This is a genomic window from Azotobacter chroococcum (assembly GCF_004339665.1).
GTDB lineage: Bacteria > Pseudomonadota > Gammaproteobacteria > Pseudomonadales > Pseudomonadaceae > Azotobacter > Azotobacter chroococcum.
The window spans coordinates 1-25754 of record NZ_SMMU01000043.1; the positions used below are offsets into that span (position 1 = coordinate 1).

25 protein-coding genes, 2 pseudogenes and 3 riboswitches are annotated in these 25754 nt (G+C 65.9%); of the genes and pseudogenes, 10 read left to right on the top strand and 17 right to left on the bottom strand.

Going from position 1 to position 25754, the window contains the following annotated elements:
- Positions 1–304 precede the first annotated feature (304 nt).
- The 4 genes from cobM to EV691_RS20430 are packed head-to-tail and all read right to left on the bottom strand — an operon-like array spanning position 305 to position 2363.
- The gene (gene cobM / locus EV691_RS20415; protein WP_040107315.1) at positions 305–1060 is read right to left on the bottom strand and encodes a precorrin-4 C(11)-methyltransferase; all 756 of its coding nucleotides are present in this window, start codon (positions 1058–1060) and stop codon (positions 305–307) included.
- Entirely contained in the window at positions 1057–1470 is a 414-nt protein-coding gene (locus EV691_RS20420) for a cobalamin biosynthesis protein (protein ID WP_040107316.1), read from the bottom strand. Before EV691_RS20420 ends, cobM begins: the two co-directional genes overlap by 4 nt.
- 19 nt (positions 1471–1489) lie before the next feature.
- The gene (locus EV691_RS20425; RefSeq protein ID WP_040107317.1) at positions 1490–2173 is read right to left on the bottom strand and encodes a CbtA family protein; all 684 of its coding nucleotides are present in this window, start codon (positions 2171–2173) and stop codon (positions 1490–1492) included.
- A 7-nt stretch (positions 2174–2180) separates the two neighbouring features.
- Positions 2181–2363, bottom strand: coding sequence for a CbtB domain-containing protein (locus tag EV691_RS20430; protein ID WP_131300408.1), 183 nt, complete (start codon positions 2361–2363; stop codon positions 2181–2183).
- Between the two features lie 101 nt (positions 2364–2464).
- Positions 2465–2708, bottom strand: a riboswitch (cobalamin riboswitch).
- A 58-nt stretch (positions 2709–2766) separates the two neighbouring features.
- Positions 2767–2958, top strand: a riboswitch (cobalamin riboswitch).
- 98 nt (positions 2959–3056) lie between these two features.
- On the opposite strand from EV691_RS20430, the gene cobW reads away from it, so the two are divergent.
- The 5 genes from cobW (at position 3057) to cobF (ending at position 10444) form a co-directional block, all read left to right on the top strand.
- Positions 3057–4106, top strand: coding sequence for a cobalamin biosynthesis protein CobW (cobW, locus tag EV691_RS20435; RefSeq protein ID WP_040107319.1), 1050 nt, complete (start codon positions 3057–3059; stop codon positions 4104–4106).
- Positions 4107–4207: 101 nt separating this feature from the next.
- Positions 4208–7951: a cobaltochelatase subunit CobN gene (cobN, locus tag EV691_RS20440; protein WP_131300406.1), complete on the top strand. Its 3744-nt coding sequence runs from the start codon at positions 4208–4210 to the stop codon at positions 7949–7951.
- Position 7952: 1 nt separating this feature from the next.
- A complete protein-coding gene (locus EV691_RS20445) occupies positions 7953–8981 on the top strand; it encodes a magnesium chelatase ATPase subunit I (protein ID WP_052264080.1) in 1029 nt (342 codons plus the stop codon).
- A complete protein-coding gene (locus EV691_RS20450; RefSeq protein ID WP_089169978.1) occupies positions 8963–9646 on the top strand; it encodes a vWA domain-containing protein in 684 nt (227 codons plus the stop codon). The genes EV691_RS20445 and EV691_RS20450 overlap by 19 nt, the downstream gene beginning before the upstream one ends.
- 33 nt (positions 9647–9679) lie before the next feature.
- Positions 9680–10444: a precorrin-6A synthase (deacetylating) gene (gene cobF, locus EV691_RS20455; protein WP_131300404.1), complete on the top strand. Its 765-nt coding sequence runs from the start codon at positions 9680–9682 to the stop codon at positions 10442–10444.
- A gap of 115 nt (positions 10445–10559) precedes the next feature.
- Here cobF and cobJ read toward each other — a convergent pair whose 3' ends face one another.
- From cobJ to cobG, 4 genes are read right to left on the bottom strand one after another with little or no spacing between them, the layout of a single operon-like run.
- Entirely contained in the window at positions 10560–12224 is a 1665-nt protein-coding gene (gene cobJ, locus EV691_RS20460) for a precorrin-3B C(17)-methyltransferase (RefSeq protein WP_082045653.1), read from the bottom strand.
- On the bottom strand, positions 12224–12970 hold the full coding sequence (locus EV691_RS20465) for a precorrin-2 C(20)-methyltransferase (RefSeq protein WP_089169979.1): 747 nt from the start codon (positions 12968–12970) through the stop codon (positions 12224–12226). Before EV691_RS20465 ends, cobJ begins: the two co-directional genes overlap by 1 nt.
- Positions 12970–13596: a precorrin-8X methylmutase gene (locus EV691_RS20470; protein ID WP_040107325.1), complete on the bottom strand. Its 627-nt coding sequence runs from the start codon at positions 13594–13596 to the stop codon at positions 12970–12972. The genes EV691_RS20465 and EV691_RS20470 overlap by 1 nt, the downstream gene beginning before the upstream one ends.
- A 9-nt stretch (positions 13597–13605) precedes the next feature.
- Positions 13606–14922, bottom strand: a complete 1317-nt coding sequence (gene cobG, locus EV691_RS20475; RefSeq protein WP_040107326.1) for a precorrin-3B synthase — start codon at positions 14920–14922, stop codon at positions 13606–13608.
- 107 nt (positions 14923–15029) lie between these two features.
- A riboswitch (cobalamin riboswitch) is annotated at positions 15030–15243 on the bottom strand.
- An 83-nt stretch (positions 15244–15326) separates the two neighbouring features.
- Between cobG and EV691_RS20480 the strand changes: the two genes are divergently transcribed.
- The 4 genes and pseudogenes from EV691_RS20480 (at position 15327) to EV691_RS20495 (ending at position 18532) form a co-directional block, all read left to right on the top strand.
- Entirely contained in the window at positions 15327–16550 is a 1224-nt protein-coding gene (locus EV691_RS20480) for a bifunctional cobalt-precorrin-7 (C(5))-methyltransferase/cobalt-precorrin-6B (C(15))-methyltransferase (RefSeq protein ID WP_040107327.1), read from the top strand.
- On the top strand, positions 16547–17272 hold the full coding sequence (locus EV691_RS20485) for a cobalt-precorrin-6A reductase (protein WP_040107328.1): 726 nt from the start codon (positions 16547–16549) through the stop codon (positions 17270–17272). Before EV691_RS20480 ends, EV691_RS20485 begins: the two co-directional genes overlap by 4 nt.
- Positions 17273–17344: 72 nt before the next feature.
- Positions 17345–18053: pseudogene (locus EV691_RS20490) on the top strand (IS701 family transposase); the annotation flags it as partial.
- Positions 18054–18292: 239 nt separating this feature from the next.
- Positions 18293–18532, top strand: coding sequence for a hypothetical protein (locus EV691_RS20495; RefSeq protein ID WP_040107329.1), 240 nt, complete (start codon positions 18293–18295; stop codon positions 18530–18532).
- A gap of 50 nt (positions 18533–18582) precedes the next feature.
- Here the strand turns inward: EV691_RS20495 and EV691_RS20500 are convergent, their stop codons facing one another.
- The 7 genes and pseudogenes from EV691_RS20500 to EV691_RS20525 all read right to left on the bottom strand — a co-directional run bounded on the left by EV691_RS20500 (position 18583) and on the right by EV691_RS20525 (position 24080).
- Entirely contained in the window at positions 18583–19779 is a 1197-nt protein-coding gene (locus EV691_RS20500) for a Fic family protein (protein WP_232487291.1), read from the bottom strand.
- A gap of 576 nt (positions 19780–20355) precedes the next feature.
- Positions 20356–20682, bottom strand: coding sequence for an MFS transporter (locus EV691_RS23990; protein ID WP_089169982.1), 327 nt, complete (start codon positions 20680–20682; stop codon positions 20356–20358).
- Between the two features lie 85 nt (positions 20683–20767).
- Positions 20768–20836 (bottom strand): annotated as a pseudogene (locus EV691_RS24305) (hypothetical protein); the annotation flags it as partial.
- 90 nt (positions 20837–20926) lie between these two features.
- Positions 20927–22141: an L-dopachrome tautomerase-related protein gene (locus EV691_RS20510; protein WP_131300402.1), complete on the bottom strand. Its 1215-nt coding sequence runs from the start codon at positions 22139–22141 to the stop codon at positions 20927–20929.
- A 36-nt stretch (positions 22142–22177) separates the two neighbouring features.
- Positions 22178–22471, bottom strand: coding sequence for a putative quinol monooxygenase (locus EV691_RS20515; RefSeq protein WP_131300400.1), 294 nt, complete (start codon positions 22469–22471; stop codon positions 22178–22180).
- Positions 22472–22484: 13 nt separating this feature from the next.
- Complete coding sequence (locus EV691_RS20520; protein ID WP_131300398.1) at positions 22485–23279, bottom strand: SDR family NAD(P)-dependent oxidoreductase; 795 nt, start codon at positions 23277–23279, stop codon at positions 22485–22487.
- 87 nt (positions 23280–23366) lie between these two features.
- On the bottom strand, positions 23367–24080 hold the full coding sequence (locus EV691_RS20525; RefSeq protein WP_131300395.1) for a type 1 glutamine amidotransferase domain-containing protein: 714 nt from the start codon (positions 24078–24080) through the stop codon (positions 23367–23369).
- Between the two features lie 98 nt (positions 24081–24178).
- On the opposite strand from EV691_RS20525, the gene EV691_RS20530 reads away from it, so the two are divergent.
- Positions 24179–25114 carry a LysR family transcriptional regulator gene (locus EV691_RS20530; protein WP_091014019.1) on the top strand — a complete coding sequence of 312 codons (936 nt, stop codon included), beginning with the start codon at positions 24179–24181 and terminating at the stop codon, positions 25112–25114.
- A 35-nt stretch (positions 25115–25149) separates the two neighbouring features.
- Here the strand turns inward: EV691_RS20530 and EV691_RS20535 are convergent, their stop codons facing one another.
- Positions 25150–25287 carry a transposase gene (locus EV691_RS20535; protein ID WP_052264081.1) on the bottom strand — a complete coding sequence of 46 codons (138 nt, stop codon included), beginning with the start codon at positions 25285–25287 and terminating at the stop codon, positions 25150–25152.
- 61 nt (positions 25288–25348) lie between these two features.
- Entirely contained in the window at positions 25349–25672 is a 324-nt protein-coding gene (locus EV691_RS20540; RefSeq protein ID WP_207390249.1) for a transposase, read from the bottom strand.
- Between the last annotated feature and the right edge of the window lie 82 nt (positions 25673–25754).

Genomic DNA, 25754 nt, shown 5'->3' on the forward strand with positions numbered 1-25754 from the left:
ACACCCTCAAGGCCATCAATGTGCGCGGACAGGACAACCAGGCGTTGAACGACCTGCACGGTGCCGCTTCTGCCTTGGTGGTAGCCATTGAGGGCGAGTGGGATCGGCGCAAGGTGTGACCCGCCGTCTGCACCACAAAGGCCTCGCATACAACCGAGACTGGAAAATGAGCATCGAGACCAAAACATTACTGTGTCATGAGAGATCAGGGAGAATACGTTCATCCTAACAGTCGATTTGATTCACGAGAGAACGGATGGAACAGCGCTTCACTGCGGCAAGGTGAGTACAAGCGTCTATTGCTTCAGGCCTGTTGCGGCCTGAACAGGTGCAGAGTGTTTTTGTGGTAGAGCCTCGAGTCGGCAAAGTGCTCGGCCGCTAGCACTTGACCGACCAGGATCAGGGCCGTGCGGCGAAAGCCTTTGCCGCGGACCTTGTCCAGGATATCCGCCAAGGTACCACTGACCTGTTCCTGGTCGGGCCAACTGGCACGATGGACCACTGCGATGGGGCAGTCGCTGCCGTAATGCGGCAGCAGCGTTTCGACGATGCGTTCCAGGTGTTTCACCGCCAAGTGGATGGCCAGAGTCGCATGATGCCGCGCCAAGTCTTCAAGGGCTTCGCCCTCGGGCATTTCCGAGCTGCTAGCGTAGCGCGTCAAAATCACCGTCTGCGACACACCCGGCAGGGTCAGCTCGGCTTCCAGCAGGGCGGCACAGGCAGAGGTGGCGGTTACCCCAGGGATGATCTTGAAGGGAATGTCCAGTGCGCGCAGGTGGCGGATCTGCTCGCCGATGGCGCCGTACAGAGAGGGGTCGCCGGAATGCACGCGGGCCACGTCCTGCCCCTTGGCATGAGCTTCGCGGATCAGTGTGATGATCTGTTCCAGACGCAGCTCGGCGGTGTTGATCACACGCTCCGCACAATGGCCTTCGAGCACTGCCTCGGGCACCAGCGACCCAGCGTACAGGATGACCGGGCAGGCCCGTAGCAGACGCTGGCCCTTGACGGTGATCAGCTCCGGATCGCCGGGGCCGGCACCAATGAAATAGATGGTCATGGATGATCCAGAAGGGTGTGAAGGGGCGCCGTGGCCAGCGCGAGGCTGGCCACGGTGTTGGTACGCTTGGGCAGTAGCAGGCGTGCCGGTCCGGCCCCTAGGATTTCAGCCTGGGCCATGGCGCTGGCTTCCGCGACGCCGGAGCTGCCAGTGATGCTGAGGGCCAGCGGCGATTTCCGGGTCAGGCGGTCGTGGTAAGCGCTCAGACGTTCGGCGGATAAAAAGGCCAGTGGCAGGCGCAGATGATCGGCCAGGCGCAGCAGCCCGGGCTCGTCACGCTTGTGCACGCTGCTGGCCAGTCCGGCGAGATCGCCGGGCCGCAGGCCTGCTTCGTCCAGCGCTGCATGCAGCAGCGCCAAAAGTGATTCCAGCGGGCAGCCCCGGCGGCAGCCGAGTCCGGCGATATGCATCCATGCTGCTTTATCGGGCTCAGGCATTGCGGCTGTTGCGACCGAACAGCCAAGCTGCCGAGAGTCCCAGTGCTGCCCAGAACAGCGCGTTGGTTACCAGCGAGGCGAGGATGAACTGGTTGGCCAGCGTCTCGGGGGCCAGATTCGTATGCACTTCTGGTTGCGGTGCGCCAATCAGGTGCGGAATCGCCAGCAGCACAGCACCAGAGATGCGCAGGCTCCAGGATCGTGCGAAGGCAATGAGAACCAGGCCGATGGAGGTGGCTACGGCGGTGCCGATCCACCAGTACTGGCGCAGTAGCAGATCGGCCGCCTCGGTACCTGGCAGTTCCGGCGGCAGGCCGAGCGAAGGCGCCAGACTGAAGGTGGTGAAGCCACCGAGTCCCCATAACAACCCATTCCAGGTTTTTCCCGGTGCGTGGAGGGTGAACAGGCCGGCCAGCATCAGGGCGAAACCAACCGCTACGACGAGATTGCTCAGCCCCGTGGCCAGGGTCCGCTGCCAGCCATCCTCGGGTGCCCAGCTTTCATGGACATGCCCGTCCGCATAGTCGTGCTCTTCGGCATGGCTGTGTTCGACGCCGTTTTCGTAGGTTTCCGCCTCGAGGATCAGGGGCGTCACCCAGAGGCTCTGCAGCAGGGTCAGCAGGAGGGCGGCGAGCAGCCCGGCAAACCCTGCGGTTCGTGCGATGCGCTTGATCATGGAGTCCTCAGTGGCAGGGGAAGGCTGCGCTGTGGCGGGTGTCGTGGGCCGTATTGTGCAGCGCCTCTATGGGCGAAAAGCCGGCAAAGAAGATCAACACCGCACCGAGCAGGCAACTGCCCAGAGCGAGGGTGATACGTTTCGGCCGGGAGAGCGCCGCTGAGGCGGAGGAGGAGAGGGTAGCGGACATGGTATGACCTTCCGTGACTGTGAGTGAGGCGAAAGGAGTGCGCGACATGGGGCCGGGCCACTGAAGCGCCTGGGTTCCGGCCTACGCCCGCCCTCCGCGGGTTGCCAACAGGGCCTCAGGCCGGTCTCCGGGCTTGTGACGTCCGTCATGGAGACGGTCGGGACGGCCTTCCCATGCCTCCCGGTCCGCGAGATCTTGCGCAGCTGATCTTCGGCGAACCGACGGCACAGTGGCTACATCGACCCTTCGTACACTTACCGTTGCGGGGGCAGCGCCGGACTTGAACCGGCTTCCCGTTTCACCTCGCGCTCGGCGGCATGAGACACCTGAAACCGTCTTTCTAGCTGAGCACGGGCCGGCGCGAGCGTCAACCGTGGCGATTGACCCGCCCGGAGACTCTGCGTAGCCTTTCCGGCTTCGAGGTTCTCCGCCATTGCGCGGAGCTAAGAGGGAACACGGTCGAGCCGTGGCTGCCCCCGCAACTGTATACGGCCTCAAACCCTTCGATATGCCACTGCGCCAAGCGGGAAGGCGAAGGGGTATGCGCATTGCGCAGGCCGTCAGCCAGGAGACCTGCCTCGAACATCCATGACAACTGGGCGGGGTGATCCGGTGGTGCTGGCCGGTGCTTTTCCATGCGCCTGTCCGTTCTCGCCTGCCCGCTGATCCGCAACGATCCACGCAGGGCCAACCATGAAATCGCTCGCCAAGCTTCCCGTAACTATCGTCACCGGCTTTCTCGGCGCCGGAAAGACCACCCTGCTGCGGCATATGCTGGCGCATGCCGAGGGCCGGCGTATCGCTGTGATCGTCAACGAGTTCGGCGAACTCGGCATCGACGGCGAAATTCTCCGGCAATGCTCCATCGGCTGTACTGAGGAAGAGGCCAACGGGCGTGTCTTCGAACTGGCCAACGGCTGCCTGTGCTGCACGGTGCAGGAAGAGTTCTTCCCGGTGATGCGTGAACTGGTGGCCCGTCGCGGCGACTTTGACCACATCCTGATCGAGACCAGCGGTCTGGCCCTGCCCAAGCCGCTGGTGCAGGCCTTCAACTGGCCGGAAATCCGCAATGCCTGCACCGTGGACGCGGTGATCACCGTGGTCGACAGCCCGGCCGTGGCGGCCGACACCTTCGCCGCCTTCCCCGAGCAGGTGGACGCGCAGCGCCGGCAGGACCCGAACCTGGATCACGAGTCTCCGCTGCACGAACTGTTCGCCGACCAACTGGCCAGCGCCGACCTGGTGGTGCTGAACAAGACCGACCTGCTCGATGCCGCCGCGCTGGAAAGGGTACGCGCCGAGGTCGCCGAGGAACTGCCGCCAGCAGTCAAGGTGATCGAGGCCCATGGCGGCGAGCTGCCCTTGAACGTGCTGCTGGGACTGAGCAGCGAGACTGAGCTGCACATCGACGGCCGCCAGACCCACCATGACCTGGAAGACGAGGATCACGACCACGACGAATTCGACTCTTTCGACCTTTCCCTGCCGGAAGTGGCGGAGGAGCATCTGCTCGCCACGCTGAGGAATACGGTGGCGCGGTATGGGATATTGCGGATCAAGGGCTTCGCCGCCATTCCCGGCAAGCCGATGCGGCTGGTGGTGCAAGGCGTGGGGCAGCGCTTCGACAGGCATTTCGATCGTGCCTGGCAGCCCGGCGAGGCGCGGGCTACACGGTTGGTGATGATCGGCCAGCAGCTGGACCGGGCCGCGATCATTGGCGAGCTTCGGGCGGCGCTGATGTGAGGATGAGAACCCACCCTGTAGGAGCGAGCTTGCTCGCGGACAACAGAGCACTAAAAGCTTCGCGAGCAAGCTCGCTCCTACGAACGGGCAGGTGCTGACTGATGCACCTGCTCCGCGCCCAGCCCGGCGTCCAGCTGCCGGCCGACAGCATCGCCGACCTCGAGCAGACGCCCGCCGAGCTGGTGATCCTCTGCACCGGCGACTCGCACCTGTCGCTGCTTGCCGAGGTGGCCCGCACGTTGCCGGACGACTATCCCAGCCTGCGCCTGGCCAGTCCGGCGCAACTGCCCAACCATGCCTCGGTGGATTTCTACGTCGAGCAGGTGCTGCGCCACGCCCGGGTGATCCTGATCTCGGTGCACGGCGGCGTGAGCTACTGGCGCTATGGAATCGAGCGTCTGGTCGAGCTGGCCGAAAACGGCGCCCGGCTGATCCTGGTGCCCGGCGACGACAGCCCCGATCCGGAGCTGAGCGGCCTGGGCAACGTCTCCGCCGGGGACAGCGAACGGCTCTGGCAGTACCTGCGCCAAGGCGGCCGCGACAATGCGCGGCAGCTGTTCCACTGCATCGCCAGTCGCTGGCTGGACCGCGACTACCGCTGGGACGAGCCCAGGGCTCTGCCGCGTACCGTGCTCTATCACCCGACGCAGGGCGAAGCCACGCTGGCGCAGTGGCAGGCCCGCTGGCAACCGGGGCGGCCGGTGGCGGCGCTGCTGTTCTACCGCACCCATGTTCAGGCGGCGAACACCGCCTTTGTCGACGTCTTCTGCGAGCGCCTGCAGGCCCAGGGGTTGAACCCGCTGCCGATCGCTGTGGCCAGCCTGAAGGAATCGGCTTGTCTGGCGCAGGTCGAACACTGGCTGGACGAGAGCGTGGCGGCGGTCATTCTCAACACTACCGGCTTCGCCCAATCCAACCCAGAGGCGCCCAGTCTCCGGCCGTTCCGCCGCGATGTGCCAGTGCTCCAGGCGCTTTGCGCACTGGACAGCGAAGAGCAATGGCAGGATAGCGCCCAAGGCCTCGGATCACGCGATCTGGCCATGCATATCGCGCTGCCGGAGCTGGACGGGCGCCTGGCCACCAGGCCGATCAGTTTCAAGGGGCTGGCCTGGCACAGCGAACGCAGCCAGAGCGATGTGGTCTGCTATCGCCCGCATCTGCCTGGGATGGATTTCGTCGCCGAACTGGCGCACCGTTGGTGCGAGCTGGCCCGCAAGCCGAATGGCGACAAGCGCATCGCTCTGGTGCTGGCCAACTATCCGACCCGCGACGGTCGTATCGGCAACGGCGTCGGTCTGGACACTCCGGCGGCGGCTCTGAATATCCTGCAAGCCTTGCAGCGGCAGGGTTATCCGATCGAAAATCTACCGGAGAATGGCACGGCACTAATCCACCAGTTGCTCGGCGGCGTGACCAACGATCTCGACACCCTGGATCTGCGCCCCTGCGCCCAGAGCCTGGCGCTGGACGATTACTGGCGTTGTTTCGCGGAGCTGCCCGAGGCCAATCGCACGGCCGTGCTGGCGCGCTGGGGCGCGCCCGAACAGGACCCGATGTCCCGCTCCGGGCGGATGATGATCGCCGGATTGCGCTTCGGGCTGACCTTCGTCGGTATCCAGCCGGCACGCGGCTATGGCATCGACCCCAGCGCCGTGTACCACGATCCGGACTTGGTGCCCCCCCATGGCTACCTGGCGTTCTACTTCTGGCTGCGGCGGGTCTATGCGGCCGACGCCGTCATCCATGTCGGCAAGCACGGCAACCTGGAATGGCTGCCGGGCAAGAGCGTGGGCCTGTCGCCATCCTGCTGGCCCACCGCACTGCTCGGCCCGCTGCCGAACATCTATCCCTTCATCGTCAACGATCCCGGCGAGGGTGCCCAAGCCAAGCGTCGCACCCAGGCGGTGATCATCGACCACCTAATGCCACCGCTGACCCGCGCCGAAAGCTACGGGCCGCTACGTGATCTGGAGCGCCTGGCCGACGAGTACTATGACGCCAGCCAGTTGGACGTGCGCCGCGCCATCGAGCTGCGTGGCGAGATCCTCGCGCTGGTGCGCGCGACCCGGCTTGACAGCGAACTCGGCCTGCAACTCAACGGCGACCCGGACAGCTGGCTGCCACAGCTGGACGCTTACCTCTGTGACCTGAAGGAGTCGCAGATCCGCGACGGTCTGCATGTGTTCGGCCAGTCGCCGAGCGGCACGCTGCGCCGCGACACGCTGCTGGCCTTGCTGCGCATTCCCCGTGGCGACGGGCAGGGCGCGAATGCCAGCCTGTTGCGCGCCTTGGCGCGGGACCTGGCGCTGGGCTTCGATCCGCTGGACTGCGACATGGCTGAACTCTGGAAGGGAGCGCGTCCGACCGAACTGCTGGTCTGCGGCAGCGATCCCTGGCGCACGACGGGCGATACTCGCGAACGGCTGGAGCACTTCGCTCTGCGGTTGATCGAGTCCTGCCTGAGCGGGGAGGCGATCAAGGTGAGGGGCGAGGCCGAGCCCGTCCTGAATGGTTTGCGCGAGCATCTGGCGCCGTTGCTGGATGGCTGCGGACCGGCGGAAATAGCCGGCCTGCTCGCCGCGCTGGAGGGCCGCTTCGTGCCGGCCGGTCCAAGTGGCGCGCCCAGCCGTGGTCGTCTCGATGTGCTGCCCACCGGCCGCAACTTCTTCACGGTGGATGTGCGCAACCTACCCACGCCCACCGCCTGGCGCATCGGCGTGCAATCGGCCGACCGCCTGCTGGAGCGGCATCTCCAGGACCACGGCGACCACCTGCGTCAGCTCGGCCTCTCGGTATGGGGCACGGCGACCATGCGCACCGGCGGCGACGACATCGCCCAGGCCCTGGCGCTGCTTGGCGTGCGTCCAGTCTGGCAGCCCGGCAGCCAGCGCGTCGAGTGCTTCGAGGTGCTCTCCCTGGAGCAGTTGGGCAGGCCTCGGGTGGACGTCACCCTGCGGGTATCCGGTTTCTTTCGCGATGCCTTCGCCAACCTGATTCGCCTGTTCGACGACGCCGTGCAGGTGGTGGCCGAGTTGGACGAGGAGGAGGCCTGGAATCCCCTGTCGGCACGGGTCTGGCAAGAGGTGCTGATCCTGCAGGACAGCGGCATGAGCGAGGCCGAGGCCCGTCGCCAGGCCGGCTGGCGGATCTTCGGCGCCAAGCCTGGCGCCTATGGTGCGGGCATCCAGAATGCCATCGAGGAGCGTGCCTGGGAGAGTCGCGCCGATCTGGCCGAGGTGTACCTGAACTGGGGCGGCTACGCCTATGGCGCCGGCAGCGAGGGCGCACCGGCCCGCGAGCGCTTCGCCGAACGCCTGGAGCGCTTGCAGGCGGTGTTGCACAACCAGGACAACCGCGAGCACGATCTGCTGGACTCCAACGACTACTACCAGTTCCAGGGCGGCATGCTGGCCGCCGTGGAAACCCTGCGCGGGGAGCGCATCGCCAGCTACCACGGCGACAACAGCCAGCCGGACACCCCGCGCATCCGCACCCTGAAGCAGGAACTCAACCGCGTGGTCCGCGCCCGTGCCGCCAATCCCAAGTGGATCGCCGGAATGAAGCGCCACGGCTACAAGGGCGCCTTCGAACTGGCCGCCACGGTCGACTACCTGTTCGGCTTCGATGCCACCAGCGAGCTGATCGACGATCACCAGTACGCCCTGCTCACCGATGCCTACCTGCTGGATCGCGATACCCGCGACTTCATCCAGCAGCACAACCCGGGCGCCTTGCAGGACATCGTCGAGCGCTTGCTGGAAGCCCAGCAGCGCGGCCTCTGGCAGTCGCCCGGCGAATACCGCGAGCTGCTGGAAAACCTGCTGCTGGACAACGAGGAATCCTGAGATGGACACGCCGAAACCCGACTTTCCCAGGCGAGCGCCCCGCCAGTCCTTTCCCCTGGCCGCCGTGGTCAGCGCCGACGATCTCAAGCTCGCGCTCTGCCTGCTGGTCATCGACCCGGCCATCGGCGGGGTGCTGATCGAGGGACCGCGCGGCATGGCCAAGTCGACCCTGGCGCGTGGCGTCGCCGAGCTGCTGCCTGGCGGTGCCTTCGTCGACCTGCCGCTGGGGGCCAGCGAGGAGCGCATCGTCGGCACGCTGGACCTTGATGCCGCGCTGGGCGAAGGCCGCACGCGCTTCTCGCCGGGGCTTCTGGCCCGGGCCGATGGCGGCGTGCTTTATGTGGACGAGGTCAACCTGCTGCCGGACCACCTGGTGGACCTGCTGTTGGATGCCGCCGCCAGCGGGGTCAACCACGTGGAGCGGGACGGCATTTCCCACCGCCACCGGGCGCGCTTCGTGCTGGTCGGCACCATGAATCCGGAGGAAGGAGAACTGCGCCCGCAGCTGCTCGACCGCTTCGGCTTCAACCTGGCGCTGGAAGGCCAGCCGCAACCGGCAGAGCGCGCCGAGATCGTTCGCCGCCGCCTGGCCTTCGATAGCGACCCGGTGGCTTTCACCCAGCGCTGGGCTGCGGCGCAGAGCGCCCTCCACGAGCGGTGCCGGGTCGCCCGAGAGCGTCTGGCCGCGATCGAACTGGACGAGGCGAGCCTGGAGGCGATCACCCGCCGCTGCTTCGAAGCGGGCGTGGACGGCATGCGCGCCGACCTGGTCTGGCTACGGGCCGCCCGTGCGCATGCCGCCTGGCGAGGCAGCTTCGCCATCGAGGCAGGGGACATCGACCGGGTGGAGCCCTTCGTCCTGCGCCATCGCCGTCATTTGATGCCCCCCCAATCTTCAGCAAGGCCTTCGCAGGGTGGATCCGCTTCATCGAAAGTCGAACAGGGCGAAGGCCAGTGGGGTGAGCTGCCGGCACAGCCACAAACCATGGGGGCGAGGCGGGAGCTCCCGCGCTGGCCAAAAAAGCCCTGAGCATCCGCCCGGCCGGTGCCGGGAGCGCGGATGCCAGACCGGGAGCAGGCAATCTCGCGGGTGGGCGCAGTGGTGCCCGCCGTGGTGGGGAGGGAGGGCCCGTCGATTGGCCCGCCAGCTTGCGGCGCGGGCGGCCGCGCCAGCCTCGGGAGCTGCATCGCAAGCCCCGCAGTGCCAGGCCTGGCGAGCTGTGGCTGGTGGTGGTGGACGCTTCCGCCTCGACTCGCCGCCAAGGCGCCTTGTCGCAGGCCAAGGGTCTGCTGGCGCAGCTGTTCGAGCAGGCTTACCGTCAGCGTGCGCGCCTGGCGCTGTTGCATGCTAACGGCACCCGACCGCAATGGGTGTGGCAGGGACGCAAGGCTTCTAGAGCTGCGCGAAAGTGGCTCGAAGGGCTCGGCGCGGGCGGCGGCACCCCCCTGATCGAGGCACTGGGCGAAGCGGCCAGCTGGCTGGCGCGGCGGCAGCGCTTGCATCCGGCCGAGCGACGATGGTTGCTGGTGGTCACCGACGGCCGCCTACGCGACTGGCCCCCGCTGGCCGCCAGTGCCTGCCCGGCACTGCTGGTGGACATCGAATGCACGCCTATCCGGCTCGGCCGAGCCTGCTTGCTGGCCGAGCAGCTGAGCGCCGAATATCGGCATATCGAACAACTGGCGAGCCTGTGAGGCATCGCGTAACCCAATACGGAGTCGTATCTCGTGAAGCACATCCTGATCATCGGTATCGGTGCGGGCGATCCCGACTACCTCACCGTGCAGGCCATCAAGGCCCTCAACCGGGCCGATGTGTTCTTCGTCATGGACAAGGGGCCGGCCAAGGAGAAGCTGGTGGCACTGCGCAAGGAAATCTGCCGTCGCTACATCGAGGACGACGATTACCGCATCGTCGAGGCCACCTGCCCGGAGCGGGTCAGGGATGTGTCCGACTACCGCGCCAGCGTCGACGACCTGAACGTCGACAAGCAGGCCGTGTTCGAGCGGCTGATCGCCGAGGAACTGGCCGACGGCGAATGCGGGGCTTTTCTGGTTTGGGGCGATCCGGCTCTGTACGACAGCACCATCCGCATTGTCGAGGCCATCGCGCGGAGTGGGCGGCATGTGTTGGATTTCGAGGTAATTCCCGGCATCAGCAGCATCCAGGCGCTGGTGGCGAAGCACCGGACCACGCTGAACAGCATCGGTCAGGCGTTGGAAATCACTCCGGCCCGCCGCCTTGCCGAAGGCTTTCCGGAGCGCCTGGACAGCGTGCTGGTGATGCTGGACGCGAAGAACACCTACAAGCGCTTCGTCGGCGAGGACATGGACATCTTCTGGGGCGCCTACGTCGGCACGCCGGACGAGATCCTGATCGGCGGCCGGCTCGCCGAGGTGGCCGACGAGATCGAACAGGTCCGTGCCGAGGCACGCAGCCGCCATGGGTGGATCATGGATACGTATCTGTTGCGCAGGCGAGTGGGGGAGTAGGCCAGGGAGGAAAACCGCGCAGCGTTTCCCTCCAGCGTGCCGTGGAGCCTTCCTTTGGATTGGTGGATAAGGCTTCGCCGTTATCCACCTGGCGACGGGAGGTACGCTCCGGATGCTACGAGCCGGGATACCAGCGCGGCGTATACACCCATTCTCCACCATCCCCACGGGGGAAACGCCGCGTGGTGGACGAGCCGATGATCACCAGGGTCCGCATGTCCACCTGCTCGGGCGTCAGCTCGCCGAGAGTCGTGACGCGCAGGCGTTCCGCCGGTCGTCCGATGTCGCGTCCGAGGACCACGACGGTTTCCGGGGCGCGATGGCGAGCGACGATTTCCAGCGCGCGGCCGAGCTGCCAAGGGCGCGCCTTGGAGATCGGGTTGTAGAAGGCCATGGCCAGGTCGGCGGCGCTCGCCTGATCCAGGCGCTTTTCGATCACGCGCCAAGGCTTGAGGTTGTCCGACAGCGACAACATGCAGAAGTCATGGCCCAGCGGTGCGCCGGCACGGGCGGCGGTGGCGAGGGCGGCGGAGACGCCCGGCAGCACCTCCAGCTCGACGGCATGCCAGTGTGGATCGCGGGAAGCTTCCAGCGCTTCCAGAACGGCGGCGGCCATGGCGAATACGCCGGGATCGCCGGAGGACACCACCACCACGCGCCGGCCCTGCGCGGCCAGGTCGAAGGCATGGGCAGCGCGCTGCAACTCCTCGCGGTTGTCGCTGCAATGCAGTCGTTGTTCTGCGTGGAACGGCCCGGCCATGCTGACATAGGTCTCGTAGCCGAGTACGTCCTCGGCCTCGTCCAGCGCGCGGCGTACCGCTGGCACCATCAGATCGGCAGCGCCGGGGCCGAGGCCGACCACCGTCAGGCGTCCGCGCGGTTGCCCGAGACGCGCGGCTTCCCGGGGCGTGGCGCAGCGGTACAGGCTCAGGCCTTCGTGTCGCACCTGCGGTTCAGGGAGCAGTAAACGGTCATCGATGAAGCGCAGGGGCATACCCAGCACCTTAGCGGCCTCGGCCAGCGCCGCATCGCCTGTCCGGCCACGTCCGGCCAGTACAGCAGCCAGCGCGCGCTCAGCCAGTCCCGCCTCGGCCAGCAGGGCTCGGATCCTTTCCGCCAGATCGGCCGATGCCTCGCCCTGGACATGAACCAAGAGCAGGCGCGGATGAATCAGCAGCTCGGCCGCGTCGCCGCTGGCACGCTCCGGCGTGACGCGAATGCGTCGACGGGCCTGCTCGTCCAAAGGCAGCTGCGCCTCGTCCAGCCAGGGTGCGTCGCCTTCGATGGTCACCGGCTCGCCGCCCAGCAGGTCGCTGACGAAGCGTTTGCCCTGCTCCAGATCGGCCAGTACATAACCAGGCGGCGGGTTGAGGAGGCAGGTGCCGAAGCGCAATTCGCCGCTGGTGGTGATCGCCGGGGCCACATCCAGCGCCTCGGCGATCTCGCGGGCCATTCGGTTGACACCGCCCAGGCCGCCGAGCAGCGGCACCACGGCGCTGCCGTCTTCGGCCAGCGCCAATACCGGCGGCTCCGCACCCTTGGCCACCAGCAGCGGCGCCAGGGTACGAATGACGATGCCGGCGGCGCAGAAGGCAATGATCGGGGTATCGCTGGCGTAGAGCTCGCGCAGGGTCTCGCCAAAGGCCTCATAAGGCTGGTCGGCGTCCTCGACGCGGCCGCTCAGGCCGTGAATCCGCGAGCCGGGGTAACAGGTTTGGACCCGGCGTGCGGTTTCCAGGCTGGCGGCGTTGAGGATGACCAGGGCCGGGGGCTTTTGCATCAGGCTGACCATTTCCGTCCAGGTACCACGATCAGGGAAAAGTATGGCGAGGCCATTGGCTCGACCTCGTCCAGCGGCACGATGCGCTGGTTGGCCATGGTAGCTCGCTCGATGTATAGAGCGCACTTGGCCAGGTCCAGCTCGTCGAGCACGCGACGCACCTTGTCGAAGTTGCGCCCGAGCTTCATCACTACTGCCGCCTCGGCATCGCCCAGGCGCCGCTTCAGCTCCTCTTCCGGCAGCACGCCGGAGAGCACCATCAGGCTCTGGTTGCGGTACACCAGCGGCACGCCCAGCGCCGAGACGCCGCCGAGCATGGAGCACACCCCGGGTATCACCTCCGCCTCGTAACGCTCGGCCAAGCGGTCGTGCAGATACATGTAGGAGCCGTAGAAGAAGGGGTCGCCCTCGCAGATCACCGCCACGTCACGACCGGCGTCCAGATGCTCGGCGATTTGCACGGCCGCCGTGTCGTAGAAGTCGCTGATCACCGTCTCGTAGGACAAGGGTGGTTCCAGCCTCTCGGTGGTGACCGGGTAGACCAGTGGCATGCGAAGCTGAGACTCGTGCAGGTGTTCCTCGATGATGCCGAAGGCATTGCCGCCGAGGCCCTTGCTGGCCTTGGCCTTGGCCACGAAGTAGCCCACCACCGGGGCGGCGCGCAGCAGGCGCAGCGCCTTCAGGGTAATCAGCTCGGGATCGCCTGGACCGACACCAAGCCCGTACAATCGGCCTTTCCTGTCCATCACTCCACCTCCGTGGCCAGTGCATTGACCGCGGCGGCGGCCATAGCGCTGCCGCCGCGCCGGCCGCGCACGATCACATAAGGCACGCCACGGCTGTCAGCGGCGAGCAGGTCCTTGGACTCCGCGGCGCCGACGAAGCCGACTGGCATGCCAATGATCAGTGCCGGCTTCGGTGCGCCAGCGTCGAGCATTTCCAATAAGTAGAACAGTGCAGTTGGTGCGTTGCCGATCACCACCACGCTACCGGCGAGGTGTGGGCGCCAGCGCTCCAGGGCTATCGCCGAGCGGGTGTTGCCCCGTTCGCGAGCCAGCTCTGGCACGCCTTCGTCGTGCAGGGTGCAGATCACTTGGTTGTTCGCCGGTAGGCGCGCGCGGGTGATACCTTCTGCGACCATGCGCGCGTCGCAGAGGATCGGCGCTCCGGTGGCCAGTGCGGCCCTTCCGGAGGCACCGGCACCGAGGGAGAAACGTAGCTCGTCGACGACATCGACCATGCCGCAGGCATGGATCACCCGCACGGCGAGCTTTTCCAAATCCGCCGGAATGGCGTCGAGCCGCGCTTCGGCGCGGATGATGGCAAAGGAGTTGCGATAGATTTCCTGGCCATCGCGGATGTAATCGATCATCGCTTGTCCTTAGGTAAGCCGGTCGGCGGCTTCGTCGATGCTGAGTGAGTCAGCCAGCAGCCGGCCGAGACCAGCTCCGCTGGCAGTACGTTGATAGAGCTGGTAGCGCCCGCCGGGCCGGGCCAGCAGGGTAAGGGGCGCGACATGAGCGGCGGCGCAGGAGCGCGGGCAACCGCTCAGATGTACCTGTGGCCTTGCTGTGCCCTGATGCAGTCGATGGGCCAGGCGCAGCGCATCGGCCTTGGTGTCGGCCAGGCCCTTGGCGCAGCCTGCGGAGCCAGTGCAGGCGATCAGGCCGGTCAGGGGCTCGCTGTCGTCGATATGCAGACCGATCATACCGAGTTGTCGCAAGGCTTTGGCGGCATGCGCTTGGGCCACGTTCGGCAGCATCAGGCTTTGCCAGGGCGTGAAGCGCAGGGTGCCGTCGCCCCGGCTGCGGGCTAGCTCAGCGAGTGCGTGCAACTGCGAAGAATCCAGGCGGCTGAGTGTGGGCATGGCGCCGAGTAGGAAAAGGCCGGGCTGGCGCTGCGCCAGGATGCCCAGCGGCGCGGTTGTCATCGTCCGGGCGCGGCGCCAGTTCAGCACCGCCGGGTCGCGGGGCAGTGCAAAGGCCAGCTGGGACTGGAGGCAGTCTAGAAAGGTCTCCTTTGGTAGATTCGCCAGTAGATGGCGCATGCGGGTCTGCTCCGGTTGCGCCAGCTCCAGGAACAGCGCCAACGCGGCTTCCACCAGCGCAGGCGCCTGCTCCAACGGCACGGCGGCCAGAGGTGCATCGGTCGGGCAGCCTGCCAAGCCGAAGGCCAGCCTCGTGCCGCCGGGCATCAGCGCGAGCCAGAGATCATGGGGGTGGTCGAGCATCGCCAAGCGTTCTCCACCGTCCAGTTGCAAGGCGAACTTCGGCGACAGGGAATGGAAAGCGGGACGTGCCTGCAGCAGTTCGAGGATCGCCTTGGCCACCGCTGCAACGTCCGCCTCGCTGTTCGCGTCGAGACCCATGGCAGGGCTCACCAGCAGGTTGCGCACGTCGTCGGCGCCCGGCGTGGAGGGGCCGAGGCCGGCGGCGAGCAGGGCGGCGATCAGCGGCGCTTCATGCCCAGTACGGACGCCTCGCAGCTGCAGATTGCTTCGATTGGTCAGTTCGATCACGCCGCTGGCATGGCGGCTGGCGGCCTCGCCGATGGCGTGGGCCTGATCGGCCTCGAGGCATCCGCAGGCCAGCTTGATGCGGCAGATGCCGCCGTCTAGCGCCGGCACGATGCGCAAAAGCCCAGGGCATGCTGAAGGGCGCGGGGCAGGGGAAAGAACACTGCCAAGGGTATCGTCCACGAGGTCACACCTTGCAAAAAGACGCGGTGACCAGACCTCTAGCATCCTCCCTTGAAGACACTATGGCATCGGTACACCCCGCCCGATGTTGGCACTCGCGACCAGCGTTCGTCGGCAGGTCTCCTGGCTTGCAGGTCAGGGTCTGGCGCTGCCTTCCCGGTCATCCCAGTGGCTTCGGCGCGACGGACTCGCTGCTTACAGTTGCGGGGGCAGCCACGGTTGGGACGCTTTGTCCTTCCGTGTTCCCTCAATGGCCCGTTGGGGGAGTTCGGTTCGAGGCGGCCGCCTGCAACTCGAAGCACCCGTCAGGGCACCGACGAAGGCGGTATTATGCCGGTTTTGTCCGGCTCGATGACAAGCTTCCGGCAGGAGGCGCAGCGGCCTTTCATTGCGAGGAAACATCCATGACGCCCTGGCTAGCCGTGATCGGCATCGGTGAGGACGGCTACGCCGGGCTCGGCAAGCGTGCCCGCCGGGCCCTGCTGGAGACCGGCCTGATCGTCGGCGCGCCACGCCAGCTGGCGCTGCTGCCGCCGTGTATCCGCGCCGACCGGCTGGAATGGCCACGACCGTTCTCCCTGGTCCCGGTGCTGGAACGGCGCGGCACGCCGCTGTGCGTGCTGGCCAGCGGCGACCCCATGCTATTCGGTGTCGGTGCGAGTTTGGCGCGCGTGCTCGACCCCGCCGAGATGTGCGTGTTGCCGGCGCCCTCGTCCTGTTCGCTGGCGGCAGCCAGGCTCGGCTGGGCCTTGCAGGAGCTGACCCAGCTGTCAGTGGTGGCCCGTCCGGTCGCGGTGCTGAACCACCATGTGCATGCTGGCGCACGACTGCTGATCCTGAGCAATGATGGCAAGAGCCCGGCGGCCATTGCCGCGCTGCTCCGCGAGCGAGGCTTCGAGGCCAGCCGCCTGAGCGTGCTGGAGCATTTGGGCAGCGAATCCGAGCGACGTATCGATGGGCTGGCCGGGAGCTGGTCGGTCGAGGAAACCGCTGCGCTCAACCTGGTCGCGGTGGAATGCGTTCCAGGTAAGCAGCCGCGTCATCTGCCACAAACCTCTGGTCTGCCAGACGATACTTACCGGCACGATGGCCAACTGACCAAGCGCGACATGCGCGCCATCACCTTGGCGCGCCTAGCCCCCTTACCAGGACAACTGCTATGGGATGTCGGCGCCGGTTGCGGTTCCATCGGCATCGAGTGGATGCGCGCTCACCCGAACTGCCGCGCCATTGCCATCGAGGCGGATGAGGGGCGCCAAGAGATGATCCTACACAACCGCGAAGCTCTCGGCGTGCCGGCGCTGCATCTGGTCGCTGGCGCTGCTCCCCAAGCGTTGGACGGCCTGGAAAGTCCGGATGCAATCTTCATCGGTGGTGGGGTGACTGTTCCCGGTGTACTGGAGCAATGCTGGGAACGGCTCAAGCCCGGCGGTCGGCTGGTGGCCAATGCCGTGACGATTCAGAGCGAAGCGCTGCTGGTCGGCTGGCGCGAACGGCACGGCGGCGAGCTGACTCGCATCGTCATTGCCCAGGCAAAGCCGCTCGGCAACTTCGACACCTGGCGTTCGGCATTGCCGATCACGCTGTTGGACGCGGTGAAACCATTGGTGCAAGAGGGTGCGCTATGACCCGCCTGCTGCTGCTTGGCGGCATCGGCGAGGCGCTGGCCATCGCCCGTCGGCTTGGCTCGTCCCACATCTACAGCCTGGCGGGTCTCGGCAAGGTTCCGCAGGATCTCACCTGTCAGGTGCGTGTCGGTGGTTTCGGTGGTGCCGAGGGGCTGGCCGACTTCCTGCGTCAGGAGCGCATCGACCGGCTGCTGGACATGACCCATCCCTATGCCGCGCAGATCAGCCACAATGCCGCCCTGGCTGCACGCATTGCCGGTATTCCCTGCTGGGCTCTAAGACGGCCCGGATGGCAAGCGGGTCCGGGAGACGACTGGCGCGAAGTGACAGACTGGGCTGGGTTGATGGTTGCCCTGAGCGGATTCCGCCGTCCCTTCTTCACCCTGGGGCGCGAGGTGCTGGCGCATCTGGACGCGGTACCGGACGGACAGTTCTGGACGGTGCGTGTACTCGACGCGTATCCCGACGCTCCTCGTGCCCGGGTCATCGGCGCACGCGGGCCATTCCTTCTGGAAGAGGAGCGCGCGCTGTTCGCCGCTGAAAGTTTCGACGTACTGATCAGCAAGAATAGCGGGAGCATCGCTACCGAGCCCAAGCTGCAGGTGGCTCGCGAGTACGGCCTTCCAGTACTGTTGTTGGCCCGGCCGAGCCTGCCGGAGGTGGAGCGACAGTTTGATTCCGCCGAGGCCTTGTGGAAGGCACTTGCACCGTTGCTACTTTGACTTAGCACTACAGTTGCATATTTAGCCTTCATATGCCTTGCTTGATGTATTCCCTTGCCTGGGAGAGAGCGGATGACCAGTGCATCGATCGAGACAACCCTGGAGCTATGGGCTTCATCGCTACGCGAAGTCAAGGCGCGTATGCGCCCTCTGTTTACCCAGGAGCGAGTGGCGGCCTCTGTCGGCTTGTTCCTCGATGGCCTGCTGGGCAACGAGCCCCGCAAGACCGGCTGGATGCGTGCCGAGGCCGCCCGGTGATCCGGGCCCCTGGCGTCAGCAGGCCATTCTCGGCCGCGGCCGCTGGGAGGCCGATGCCTTGCGTGATCTGGTGCGTGACTACGTGCTGGAGCATCTGGCCGACGACGAGGCCGTCCTGGTTCTGGACGAGACCGGCTTTCTCAAGCAGGGCCACGCCTCCTGCGGCGTGGCCCGCCAGTACACCGGGTCGGTCGGCAAGATCACCAACTGCCAGATCGGTGTCTTCGCGGCCTATGTCTCGCGTCACGGGCATGCCTTCATCGACCGGGCGCTGTATCTGCCCAAGGTCTGGACGGATGACCCTGAGCGCCTGGCAGCCGCCCATGTACCGGAGGGCATCGGATTTTCAACCAAACCCCGGATGGCCCAGGACATGATCGAGCGGGCCATCGAGGCGAACACGCCTTTTGCCTGGGTGGCTGCCGACAGCGTCTATGGCGTGAGTCATCTCGAGACCGCCCTGCGATGTGCCGGGAGAGGCTACGTGCTGGGTGTCAAGGGCGCCCATACCGTCAAGGCCTGGGCCAGGTGGGCTCATCTCACTTCAAAAATGCAACTGTAGTGCTAAGTTGGTCTGGGGAAATAGAGATACGTGAGGATGATTCCTGCGGGGCATTTTTCCGGCGATAATCGCGCCGGGGTTCGTGCAAATCCGCTGCCGAGACGCCTTGGCGTCCGAGATGGCCTGCGGGATAATGCATGCCTTCAAGGAAGCCGTAACGGATACGCCCGCTTGGATACGAACAGCTTCTCGAAGCCGAAATGCGCGAAGCCTTGGGGCTTGCGCCCGCAAAACCAGCTCCCGAAAAATCCAAACAGTGCCCGTCCTACATCTGGGTGGAGCTGAGCGTTCGCAAGCGCAACGGCGGTCCTGCCTTTCGTTTCGAGCACAAGTCCCGCTCGCTCAGCACGCTGGAGGCCCAGCTCGAGGCCGAAAAGATCGTGCGCAAGAAGGGCTGGGAAGTCTGGGCCGTGCTGGATGTGCGCCAGGTTTCCGAATAAGCCTGAAGCCCGGGCACCCCGAGAATCCCAAGTCGAGGGGCAGAGGGCATCTACAATGCCGGCCCAAGCCTCTGGTGCAGGTCGGGGAAAAGTTGCTGTGCGAACCATACCGGCAGAGCGGGAAAAATCTCCCTCGCTTTGGGCGTAGGGCTGTCGACCAGCCCCAGCTCGACGAGTTTCCTGAGCTGATCGGTCGCCGTCCGCTCGCCAAGGCCGGTGAAAACCTTGAAGTCGGCTCGGCCGACCTTGCCTTGGGTGAGCAGGACATGCAGCGCACGGGCGACCTCCGGCTTGACTCCCGCCGAGCTGATCCGGGGTTCCCAGGCGAAAATCTTCTCCAGGCGTTCGCGCATCTGGCCGACCCGCATCGCGGCCTCGATGTAGCGCATCTGATCGAGGCAAGTGTCCAACATGAAACCCACGAACTCGAACAGGCCGGCCTGGGTGAGCTGGCCTCGCCCATCCAGATCGCCCCGGCGCGGCTGATCGGCATTGGCGAGTCGGGCGTAATACTGCTCCTGCTGGCGGGCCAAGCCGCGGGAGAGCGACCATAGCGGCGAGGAGAGATTCAGCTTGTGCAACTGGAGATACGTCAGGAGGCGCACCACGCGCCCGTTGCCGTCGGCGAAGGGGTGAACCCATGCCAGCCGGTGGTGATACGCCATGGCCGCCAGGAGACGTGTGCGAGCGTCCGCCGGGCTGCCATAGACCTGCTGCATCCGGTTGAGCATCGGCGTGACCGCCGCCCAGGCCGGAGCCGCATGCTGGCCGACCATCACATCCCGCTCGGCGGCATCGCGCAGTTGGCCGGGGACGAGGCGGTCACCATCGGCAAGGCGTAGCTGTTCCTCGGTGGCCGACTCGAACAGCCGGCGGTGTATTCGAGCTGCGAAACTGGGGGAGAAAAACTCTCTCCACGGTACTGTGCTGTGCCGTGAGATGGCGCGTTCGAATGCCTCCTGTGCTCCGATGTGTGCCACCGCCAGCTCCGTCAGCTCTTTGCGACTGCGCTTTGGCGCGTGAGGCGCCAGGCTGACCGGCTCGGTGAATTGGCCCTCGATCAGGTTGCTGTAGAAGCTGCTGGTCACCCGCAGCAGGCCACCCACGCAGGTAGTGGTCTCAGGAGGAAGCATCCCTGCCAGCTTGCCCGCTTGGTAGGGAAGATGCTCGGCCATGCTCAGGATCTCGGACGGGAAATCGGACGGCAGCAGCGGCTCAAGCCAATGCGTCCCGGTCACCAGCTGCATGATATGGCACCTCTTTTTGCGGATATTTTTGCAGAAATTAAAAAGCTCTAAAAGACGTGTAATTTAAGCATTTATTTACAAATAATGGGTCGGAAGATTACTGCTGTATGCGGAAATTCTTGCGGATATTTCTGCGAAGTTTTGGCCCGTTTTTTGGGGGGATGGGCTGAGTGGCCTTCCTTGCAGGGATCAGGCGGCTCAGTGCTGCCGCAGCGGGTAGGGAGAGGGAAAGGCCACCACAGGTACCCTTCCTACAGAGGTCCAGGCCTGTTCCGCCTCCTCACGGAGGATCTCCCTGATGGAGGAACTATCGAGCTGCTGGGAACCACGGGAGAAAAGATCCTCCCCGGCGGCCCGCCCACCGGGCCTGTTCGAGCGTAGTTCGCAAAAGGCCCGCACGGGGCGGGCTTCTCCTGCTTGCAGTCGCCGGCTAGACGAACCCGGCCTGGGCGCGCGGCTCTACGAAGTAGGCCGGGTTGCAAGCGATCCACCGTCTCAAATGCTCGAACGAATCCTTGGCCCACGGGCATTCATGGTTGGCGAACGCCTGAAGTGCGATCCCATGACGTGTCCCCATCACCCGGCCGCAGGCACGGGTATGCTCCGCCGACTGCTCCTGCGAACCAGCCATGCCAGCGGTGCTTGTGCGAGTACCACCAGCGCGACGCCTGCCCAGGGCGTCAGCGCCATGTGGTCACGCGCCACCATGGCGCTGCCCAGCGTCTCGCCCAGAGTAATGCCCAGGTTGAACGCCGAGATGTTCAGCGCCGAGGCGAAGTCCACCGCCCGGGGTGCGTCGCGCTCGGCGGTGGCGAGCATGCCGGCCTGGAAGCCCGGTGACATGCCGAAGGCGAGCGCGCCCCAGACGAACAGCAGCGCCACCATCGGCAGCTTGTAGGGCATCAGCAACGCCAGTGCGACCAGAGTGACGAGCAGTGCGGGAGATCGGCGTGCCCTCGGTGACAATGGGCCCGGCACTGGCGCGCTGGCTGTGGTAGAGGACATTCAGCGCATTCGGAATGCCGTCCGGATTGCGCGCACGGGTCATCGGCGCCATCACGATGCGATTACGCAGGCGCAACGGGCCGAGGTCGTAGGGTATCGAACAAGATGCTCATGGGATGCACAGGTTCCTGTTCAATAGCCGTCAGGGGGTCTTCGCCGGATGGCCGCTCAACGACAGGCGCCACAACTCGTAACGCTCCTCGCCGCGCTTGACCGCGCCGGCGAAGTGCTGGTTCAGGCTGCTGGAGGTGAAGACCAGGTCGCCATCGGGTAGAAACGCGGGCGTATCCGGCCAGTGCACGCCCTCGTCTGAGGCGATCAGCGACATCGTCTTGGTGCGCGGTTCGTACTTGACGATGCCGTTGCGGGTGACGTCGGTGATGTAGAGCCCGCCCTGGGCGTCGGTGACGATGCCGTCAGTATTGCCGCCCACGGCACCGAGATCCTGCACGGCTTCGGCGATCTGCGCGTCGCTGGCATCGGCCTTGCGCAGGATCGCGGTCGGCAGCGAATGGGCGCGCGTTCCGGTCGTCACTGTCCAGTACAGGGTGCTGCCGTCCGGCGACAGGCCGATGCCGTTGATGCCGATCAGCAGAGGTTTGCCCGGCCACACCTCGGCGCCGTGGGAAACGACTTTCACGCCGGGTTCGACCTGCAGGCTCGGATGCCGGTCCAGCACGCGCCGGGTCTTGCCCGAAGCGAAATCCGCCACGATCAGGCCCACCCGGTTGTTCGGGGCGCTGCGCGAACCGCTGTCGGAGATGTAGGCCACGCGGCGGCGCTCATCGACGACGATGTCGTTGAGGAAGCTGCCCTTGCGGTCGGCCACGCCGTCCAGCGCGATGCGCTTGACCGTGCGTCCGGACTTCAGGTCCAGCACCAGCACCTTCTGCGAACCGGCCGGCGCCTCGGCTTCGCCGGCGATGACGCCCATGTCCAGCGCCCACAGCCAGCCGTTCCTGCGGTCCACGTGGAAGCCGAGCACGTTGCGCAGGCTCTGCTCCGGCGCGGCCGTCACGGCGTTGCCCTGCGTGGACGGGAACGCGGTCAGTCGCGCCGGGCCGGTCTTGGCGCTGGTGTCGAGGATGCTCAGCGTCGCCGGCGCGCCAGAGGAGACCAGGCGCGGCGTGCTCACGTAGGCCGTGCCCTGGGCGTCGAAGTGCAGGCCGGCGATCGGCGCGTTCACCGATGCGGCGAACGGCGCCGGGTTCGCGCCGTTGTTCGGCGCATCCCAGCTCACGCCGGCATAGCTGCGCCAGCGTTGCAGCGGCAGGGTGTCCGCGGCGCTTGCGCTGTTCGACAGGGTGACGAGGGTCGCCAGCGCGAGGGCGGCGAATCGATGGCTGCGATTGAACATGATGGTGTCCGATGTCATGGATGAAGGGGGGGGCGCTCAGGCCACCTGGTGCAGGTGCAGCAGTTCGAAGGCGCCGATCAAATGCCCCGCGTTGGCGCGGAAGGCGTCCATGTGCGGGCTTTGCATGTGACGCTCCCAGAAGACGCGGTCGCGCCAGCGTTCGAAGAACACGACCTTGCCCGGCTCGCTGATCGATTCATGCAGTTCGTAGCTGAGGCAGCCGGGCTGTACGCGGGCGATGGCGACCAGTTCCGCCTGGGCCTTGACTAGGGCGGTTTCGTGGCTGGGCTTGGCCTGCATGAGCGCAACGACGACGAGAGGTGACGACATGGCGTTCTCCGGATCAGAGGATGGAGCGGAAGGTGCCGCCTTCGACGCGCACCGCCGCACCGTTGGAGGCGGCGCCGAGCGGGCTGGCCAGCAGCGCGACCATCGCCGCGATCTCGTCGGACTCGATCATCCGGGCGATCAGCGAACTGGGGCGGTAGGTCTGGAAGAAGTGCGACTCGATTTCCGCATCGCTCATGCCAGGGCGCGGCGCCGTCTGGCGCAGGTACTCGACGATGCCCTCGGAGCGGGTGGCGGCCGGCAGCACGCTGTTGACGGTGACGCCGCTGCCCTTGGTCAGCTCGGCCATGCCGCGCGAGACGGCCAACTGCGCCGACTTGCTGACGCCGTAATGCACCATGTCCGGCGGCGTGAACGCGCCGACTTCGCTGGAGACGAAGATCACCCGGCCCCAGTTCTTCTCCAGCATGCGCGGGAAGTAGTGGCGCGACAGGCGCACGCCCGACATCACGTTGATGTCGAGCATGCGCAGCCAGTCTTCGTCGCTGATTTCGGCGAAGGGCTTGGCCTCGTAATAGCCGAGGTTGTTGATGAGGATGTCGGTGTCCGGCTGCGCTGCGATCAGTTGGGCCGCGCCCTGGGCGTTGCTCTGGTCGGACACGATGGCGGTGATGCGGCTGCCAGGGGCGGCCGCGGCGATTTCCGCCACGGCGGCATCCAGCTTATCGCGACTGCGTCCAGTAATGGTGACCGCTGCGCCTTCGCTGGCCAGAGTGCGGGCAATGGCCAGGCCGATGCCGGCGGTGGCGCCGGTGACGATGGCGGTTTTGCCGTTCAGTTGCAGGTCCATGGGATTTCCTCGGGATGTGTTTGCCCAAGCGCCCGCGGTGCGGGCGCTGTCGTGGCGTTGCTTCAGGTCAGGGGCTTTGGTGCCGGATCAGGCCTGCGCCGGCTGGCCGAGCAGCAGGTCGCGGATCGCCGCGCCGACGCCGGAGGCCGATTGCGGGTTCTGGCCGGTGACCAGGCGGCCATCGACGACGACTTTGGCCGTCCAGTCCGCAGCCGGGTGGTGCTGCGCGCCGCGCTGGGTCAGGGTGCTGGTGAGCAGGAAGGGTACGACCTGGTCGAGCTTGACCGCGCGCTCCTCATCGTCGGTGAAGGCACTGAGGCTCTTGCCGGCCACCAGGTAGGCGCCGTTGCTCAGAGTGACGTTGACCAGAGCCGCGGGGCCGTGGCACACCGCCCCGACCACGCCGCCGGCTTCGTAGATCTCGCGAGTCACCCGCGCTACGTCGGGGCTGTCGGGGAAGTCCCACATCGCACCGTGGCCACCAGCGAAGAAGATGGCCGAGTACTTCGACGGATCGACCTCGCCCAAGCGTTGGGTGTGGCGGATGGCGTCGCGGAAGGCGCTGTCGTTCCAGTAGCGCGCGTTGATTGTGTCGTCCAGGTTCAGGCCGTCGACCGGCGGTTCGCCGCCCTGGATCGAGGCGAACTCGACCGGGATGCCGGCGGCTTGCAGTACAGCCAGGGGGTGGGTGACTTCCCCGAGATAATAGCCGGTCGGCTGACCGGTGCTGCCCTTGGTGCCGTGGCTTGTCAACACGAACAGCACGGGCTTCGCGGGGTGATGAGTGGAGGTCTGGCTCATGGCAGTAACCCTGTGGAGAGGAGTGTGGCTACTTTATTCGGCACTTTTCAGGCGATAAACTGCCAGAGCAGAAAAAATTCTGTTCTTTTGAGGACAAGATGGGCCGAAAATTCGATTACCTGGGGGACGTGGAAGCCTTCATTGCCGTGGTCGAACACGGCTCTTTCACCGCCGGCGCCGTGGCGCTCTCGACCACGCCCTCTGTATTGAGCCGGGCCATCACGCGCCTGGAAACGCGCCTGGGGCGGCAATTGCTGCAACGGACCACGCGCCGCCTTGGCCTGACCGAGGCCGGGCGGCTGTACCTGGAACAGGCGCGTTCGGCCTTCACCCTGCTCGACGATGCCGAGCGCGAGGTGCAGGGCCAGGAGGGCGAGCTGGCCGGACGCGTGCGGTTGAGCGTGCCGACCACCTACGGGCACTACCGTCTGCCGCCGTTGCTGGCGCGCTTCGCCCGGCAATACCCGCGCGTCCAGGTGGAGCTGAACATCACCAACCGCAATGTTGACCTGGTTGCGGAAGGCTTCGATCTCGCCATCCGCCTCGGTCATCTGCCCGACAGCGGTCTGGTGGCGCGCAAGTTGGAGGATGCGGCACTGCTCCTGATCGCATCGCCCGAATACGTCCGGCGAGCCGGCACGCCGCAGACGCTGGAGGAATTGCGGCAGCACGTGTGCCTGCCATTCGTGATGCCGCGGACCGGCCGCCTCGCCCCCTGGGTATTCCGCGATGGCGAGCGGGACATCGACTGGCTGCCCAGTTCGTCCATCGAGATTTCGGACGATGTGCTGGGCGTGGTTTCGCTGGCCGAACAGAGCCTCGGCATTTGCCAGAGCTACGACTTCATCGTCCGCGAGCGGATGGAGCGCGGTCGCCTGGTGGAACTGCTGCCGCAGCTACGCGGACGTACGCGACCCTTCTCCGTGGTGTATGCGCCACATCGTCGCCAATCCGCTGCGACTCGGGCCTTGATCGACCTGCTGACGACGAATGCGATTTCGGATGAGGATAGTGCTGGAAGCATGTTTTCATAGGTAGCCCCTGCGGGAAGACTCGCTATGAGTCCATTTCACGCCTTGGCGAACAGGTAGGCGTTGTGCGGCTTCGCCGCACCAAAGACGGCCACCACCCTGGCCAGCGCCGTTTCCGTACCGGCCCGCATGTCCAGCGGTTCGCTGGCGAGCCAGATGGCATCAACACGGATCATTGCACTATCTCGCGCACGAACCGGGCACACCCCTCTGCATCGCCCGCAGGCCAGTGAACGGTCAAGGTTGTGCGCCGATGGGGATATCGATGCGAATGTCCGCGCGGGAGGCATATCCCGCCCGCACGGGCGCATCCAGTGCAAGCGGGATGAACGCCGGCAGGGTCTCAACCTGGCTGCGTGCCGTGCGTATCCATTTATGGACAATGGTGTTGATGCCGTGGCTCAATGCCACGCTGGCGACGGAGGCGCCGGGCTGGCCACACTCCTGCACGACTTGAGCCTTGAAGGCCGTGGAATAGGAACGACGCTGCATGATTTCCCCGCTTGAAAAGGTGTCCACGATAAATAGGTGGACACCATCTCTTAGCCCCAGCCCTTTCAAGGTCTCTTACCTTTCGAGGCCTCGATTACACGGGCCGTAGAGACATGAGCGCGGGCTGCGGCGCTATCGACCCACTCCCGGG

Bases quoted from the DNA above. Each gene is read 5' to 3' on its own strand.
- cobM (WP_040107315.1), bottom strand. From the start codon at position 1,060: ATGACCATCTATTTCATTGGTGCCGGCCCCGGCGATCCGGAGCTGATC.
- EV691_RS20420 (WP_040107316.1), bottom strand. From the start codon at position 1,470: ATGCATATCGCCGGACTCGGCTGCCGCCGGGGCTGCCCGCTGGAATCA.
- EV691_RS20425 (WP_040107317.1), bottom strand. From the start codon at position 2,173: ATGATCAAGCGCATCGCACGAACCGCAGGGTTTGCCGGGCTGCTCGCC.
- EV691_RS20430 (WP_131300408.1), bottom strand. From the start codon at position 2,363: ATGTCCGCTACCCTCTCCTCCTCCGCCTCAGCGGCGCTCTCCCGGCCG.
- cobW (WP_040107319.1), top strand. From the start codon at position 3,057: ATGAAATCGCTCGCCAAGCTTCCCGTAACTATCGTCACCGGCTTTCTC.
- cobN (WP_131300406.1), top strand. From the start codon at position 4,208: ATGCACCTGCTCCGCGCCCAGCCCGGCGTCCAGCTGCCGGCCGACAGC.
- EV691_RS20445 (WP_052264080.1), top strand. From the start codon at position 7,953: ATGGACACGCCGAAACCCGACTTTCCCAGGCGAGCGCCCCGCCAGTCC.
- cobJ (WP_082045653.1), bottom strand. From the start codon at position 12,224: ATGCAAAAGCCCCCGGCCCTGGTCATCCTCAACGCCGCCAGCCTGGAA.
- EV691_RS20465 (WP_089169979.1), bottom strand. From the start codon at position 12,970: ATGGACAGGAAAGGCCGATTGTACGGGCTTGGTGTCGGTCCAGGCGAT.
- EV691_RS20470 (WP_040107325.1), bottom strand. From the start codon at position 13,596: ATGATCGATTACATCCGCGATGGCCAGGAAATCTATCGCAACTCCTTT.
- EV691_RS20480 (WP_040107327.1), top strand. From the start codon at position 15,327: ATGACGCCCTGGCTAGCCGTGATCGGCATCGGTGAGGACGGCTACGCC.
- EV691_RS20485 (WP_040107328.1), top strand. From the start codon at position 16,547: ATGACCCGCCTGCTGCTGCTTGGCGGCATCGGCGAGGCGCTGGCCATC.
- EV691_RS20495 (WP_040107329.1), top strand. From the start codon at position 18,293: ATGCGCGAAGCCTTGGGGCTTGCGCCCGCAAAACCAGCTCCCGAAAAA.
- EV691_RS20500 (WP_232487291.1), bottom strand. From the start codon at position 19,779: ATGCAGCTGGTGACCGGGACGCATTGGCTTGAGCCGCTGCTGCCGTCC.
- EV691_RS23990 (WP_089169982.1), bottom strand. From the start codon at position 20,682: ATGCCCTACAAGCTGCCGATGGTGGCGCTGCTGTTCGTCTGGGGCGCG.
- EV691_RS20510 (WP_131300402.1), bottom strand. From the start codon at position 22,141: ATGTTCAATCGCAGCCATCGATTCGCCGCCCTCGCGCTGGCGACCCTC.
- EV691_RS20515 (WP_131300400.1), bottom strand. From the start codon at position 22,471: ATGTCGTCACCTCTCGTCGTCGTTGCGCTCATGCAGGCCAAGCCCAGC.
- EV691_RS20520 (WP_131300398.1), bottom strand. From the start codon at position 23,279: ATGGACCTGCAACTGAACGGCAAAACCGCCATCGTCACCGGCGCCACC.
- EV691_RS20525 (WP_131300395.1), bottom strand. From the start codon at position 24,080: ATGAGCCAGACCTCCACTCATCACCCCGCGAAGCCCGTGCTGTTCGTG.
- EV691_RS20530 (WP_091014019.1), top strand. From the start codon at position 24,179: ATGGGCCGAAAATTCGATTACCTGGGGGACGTGGAAGCCTTCATTGCC.
- EV691_RS20535 (WP_052264081.1), bottom strand. From the start codon at position 25,287: ATGATCCGTGTTGATGCCATCTGGCTCGCCAGCGAACCGCTGGACATG.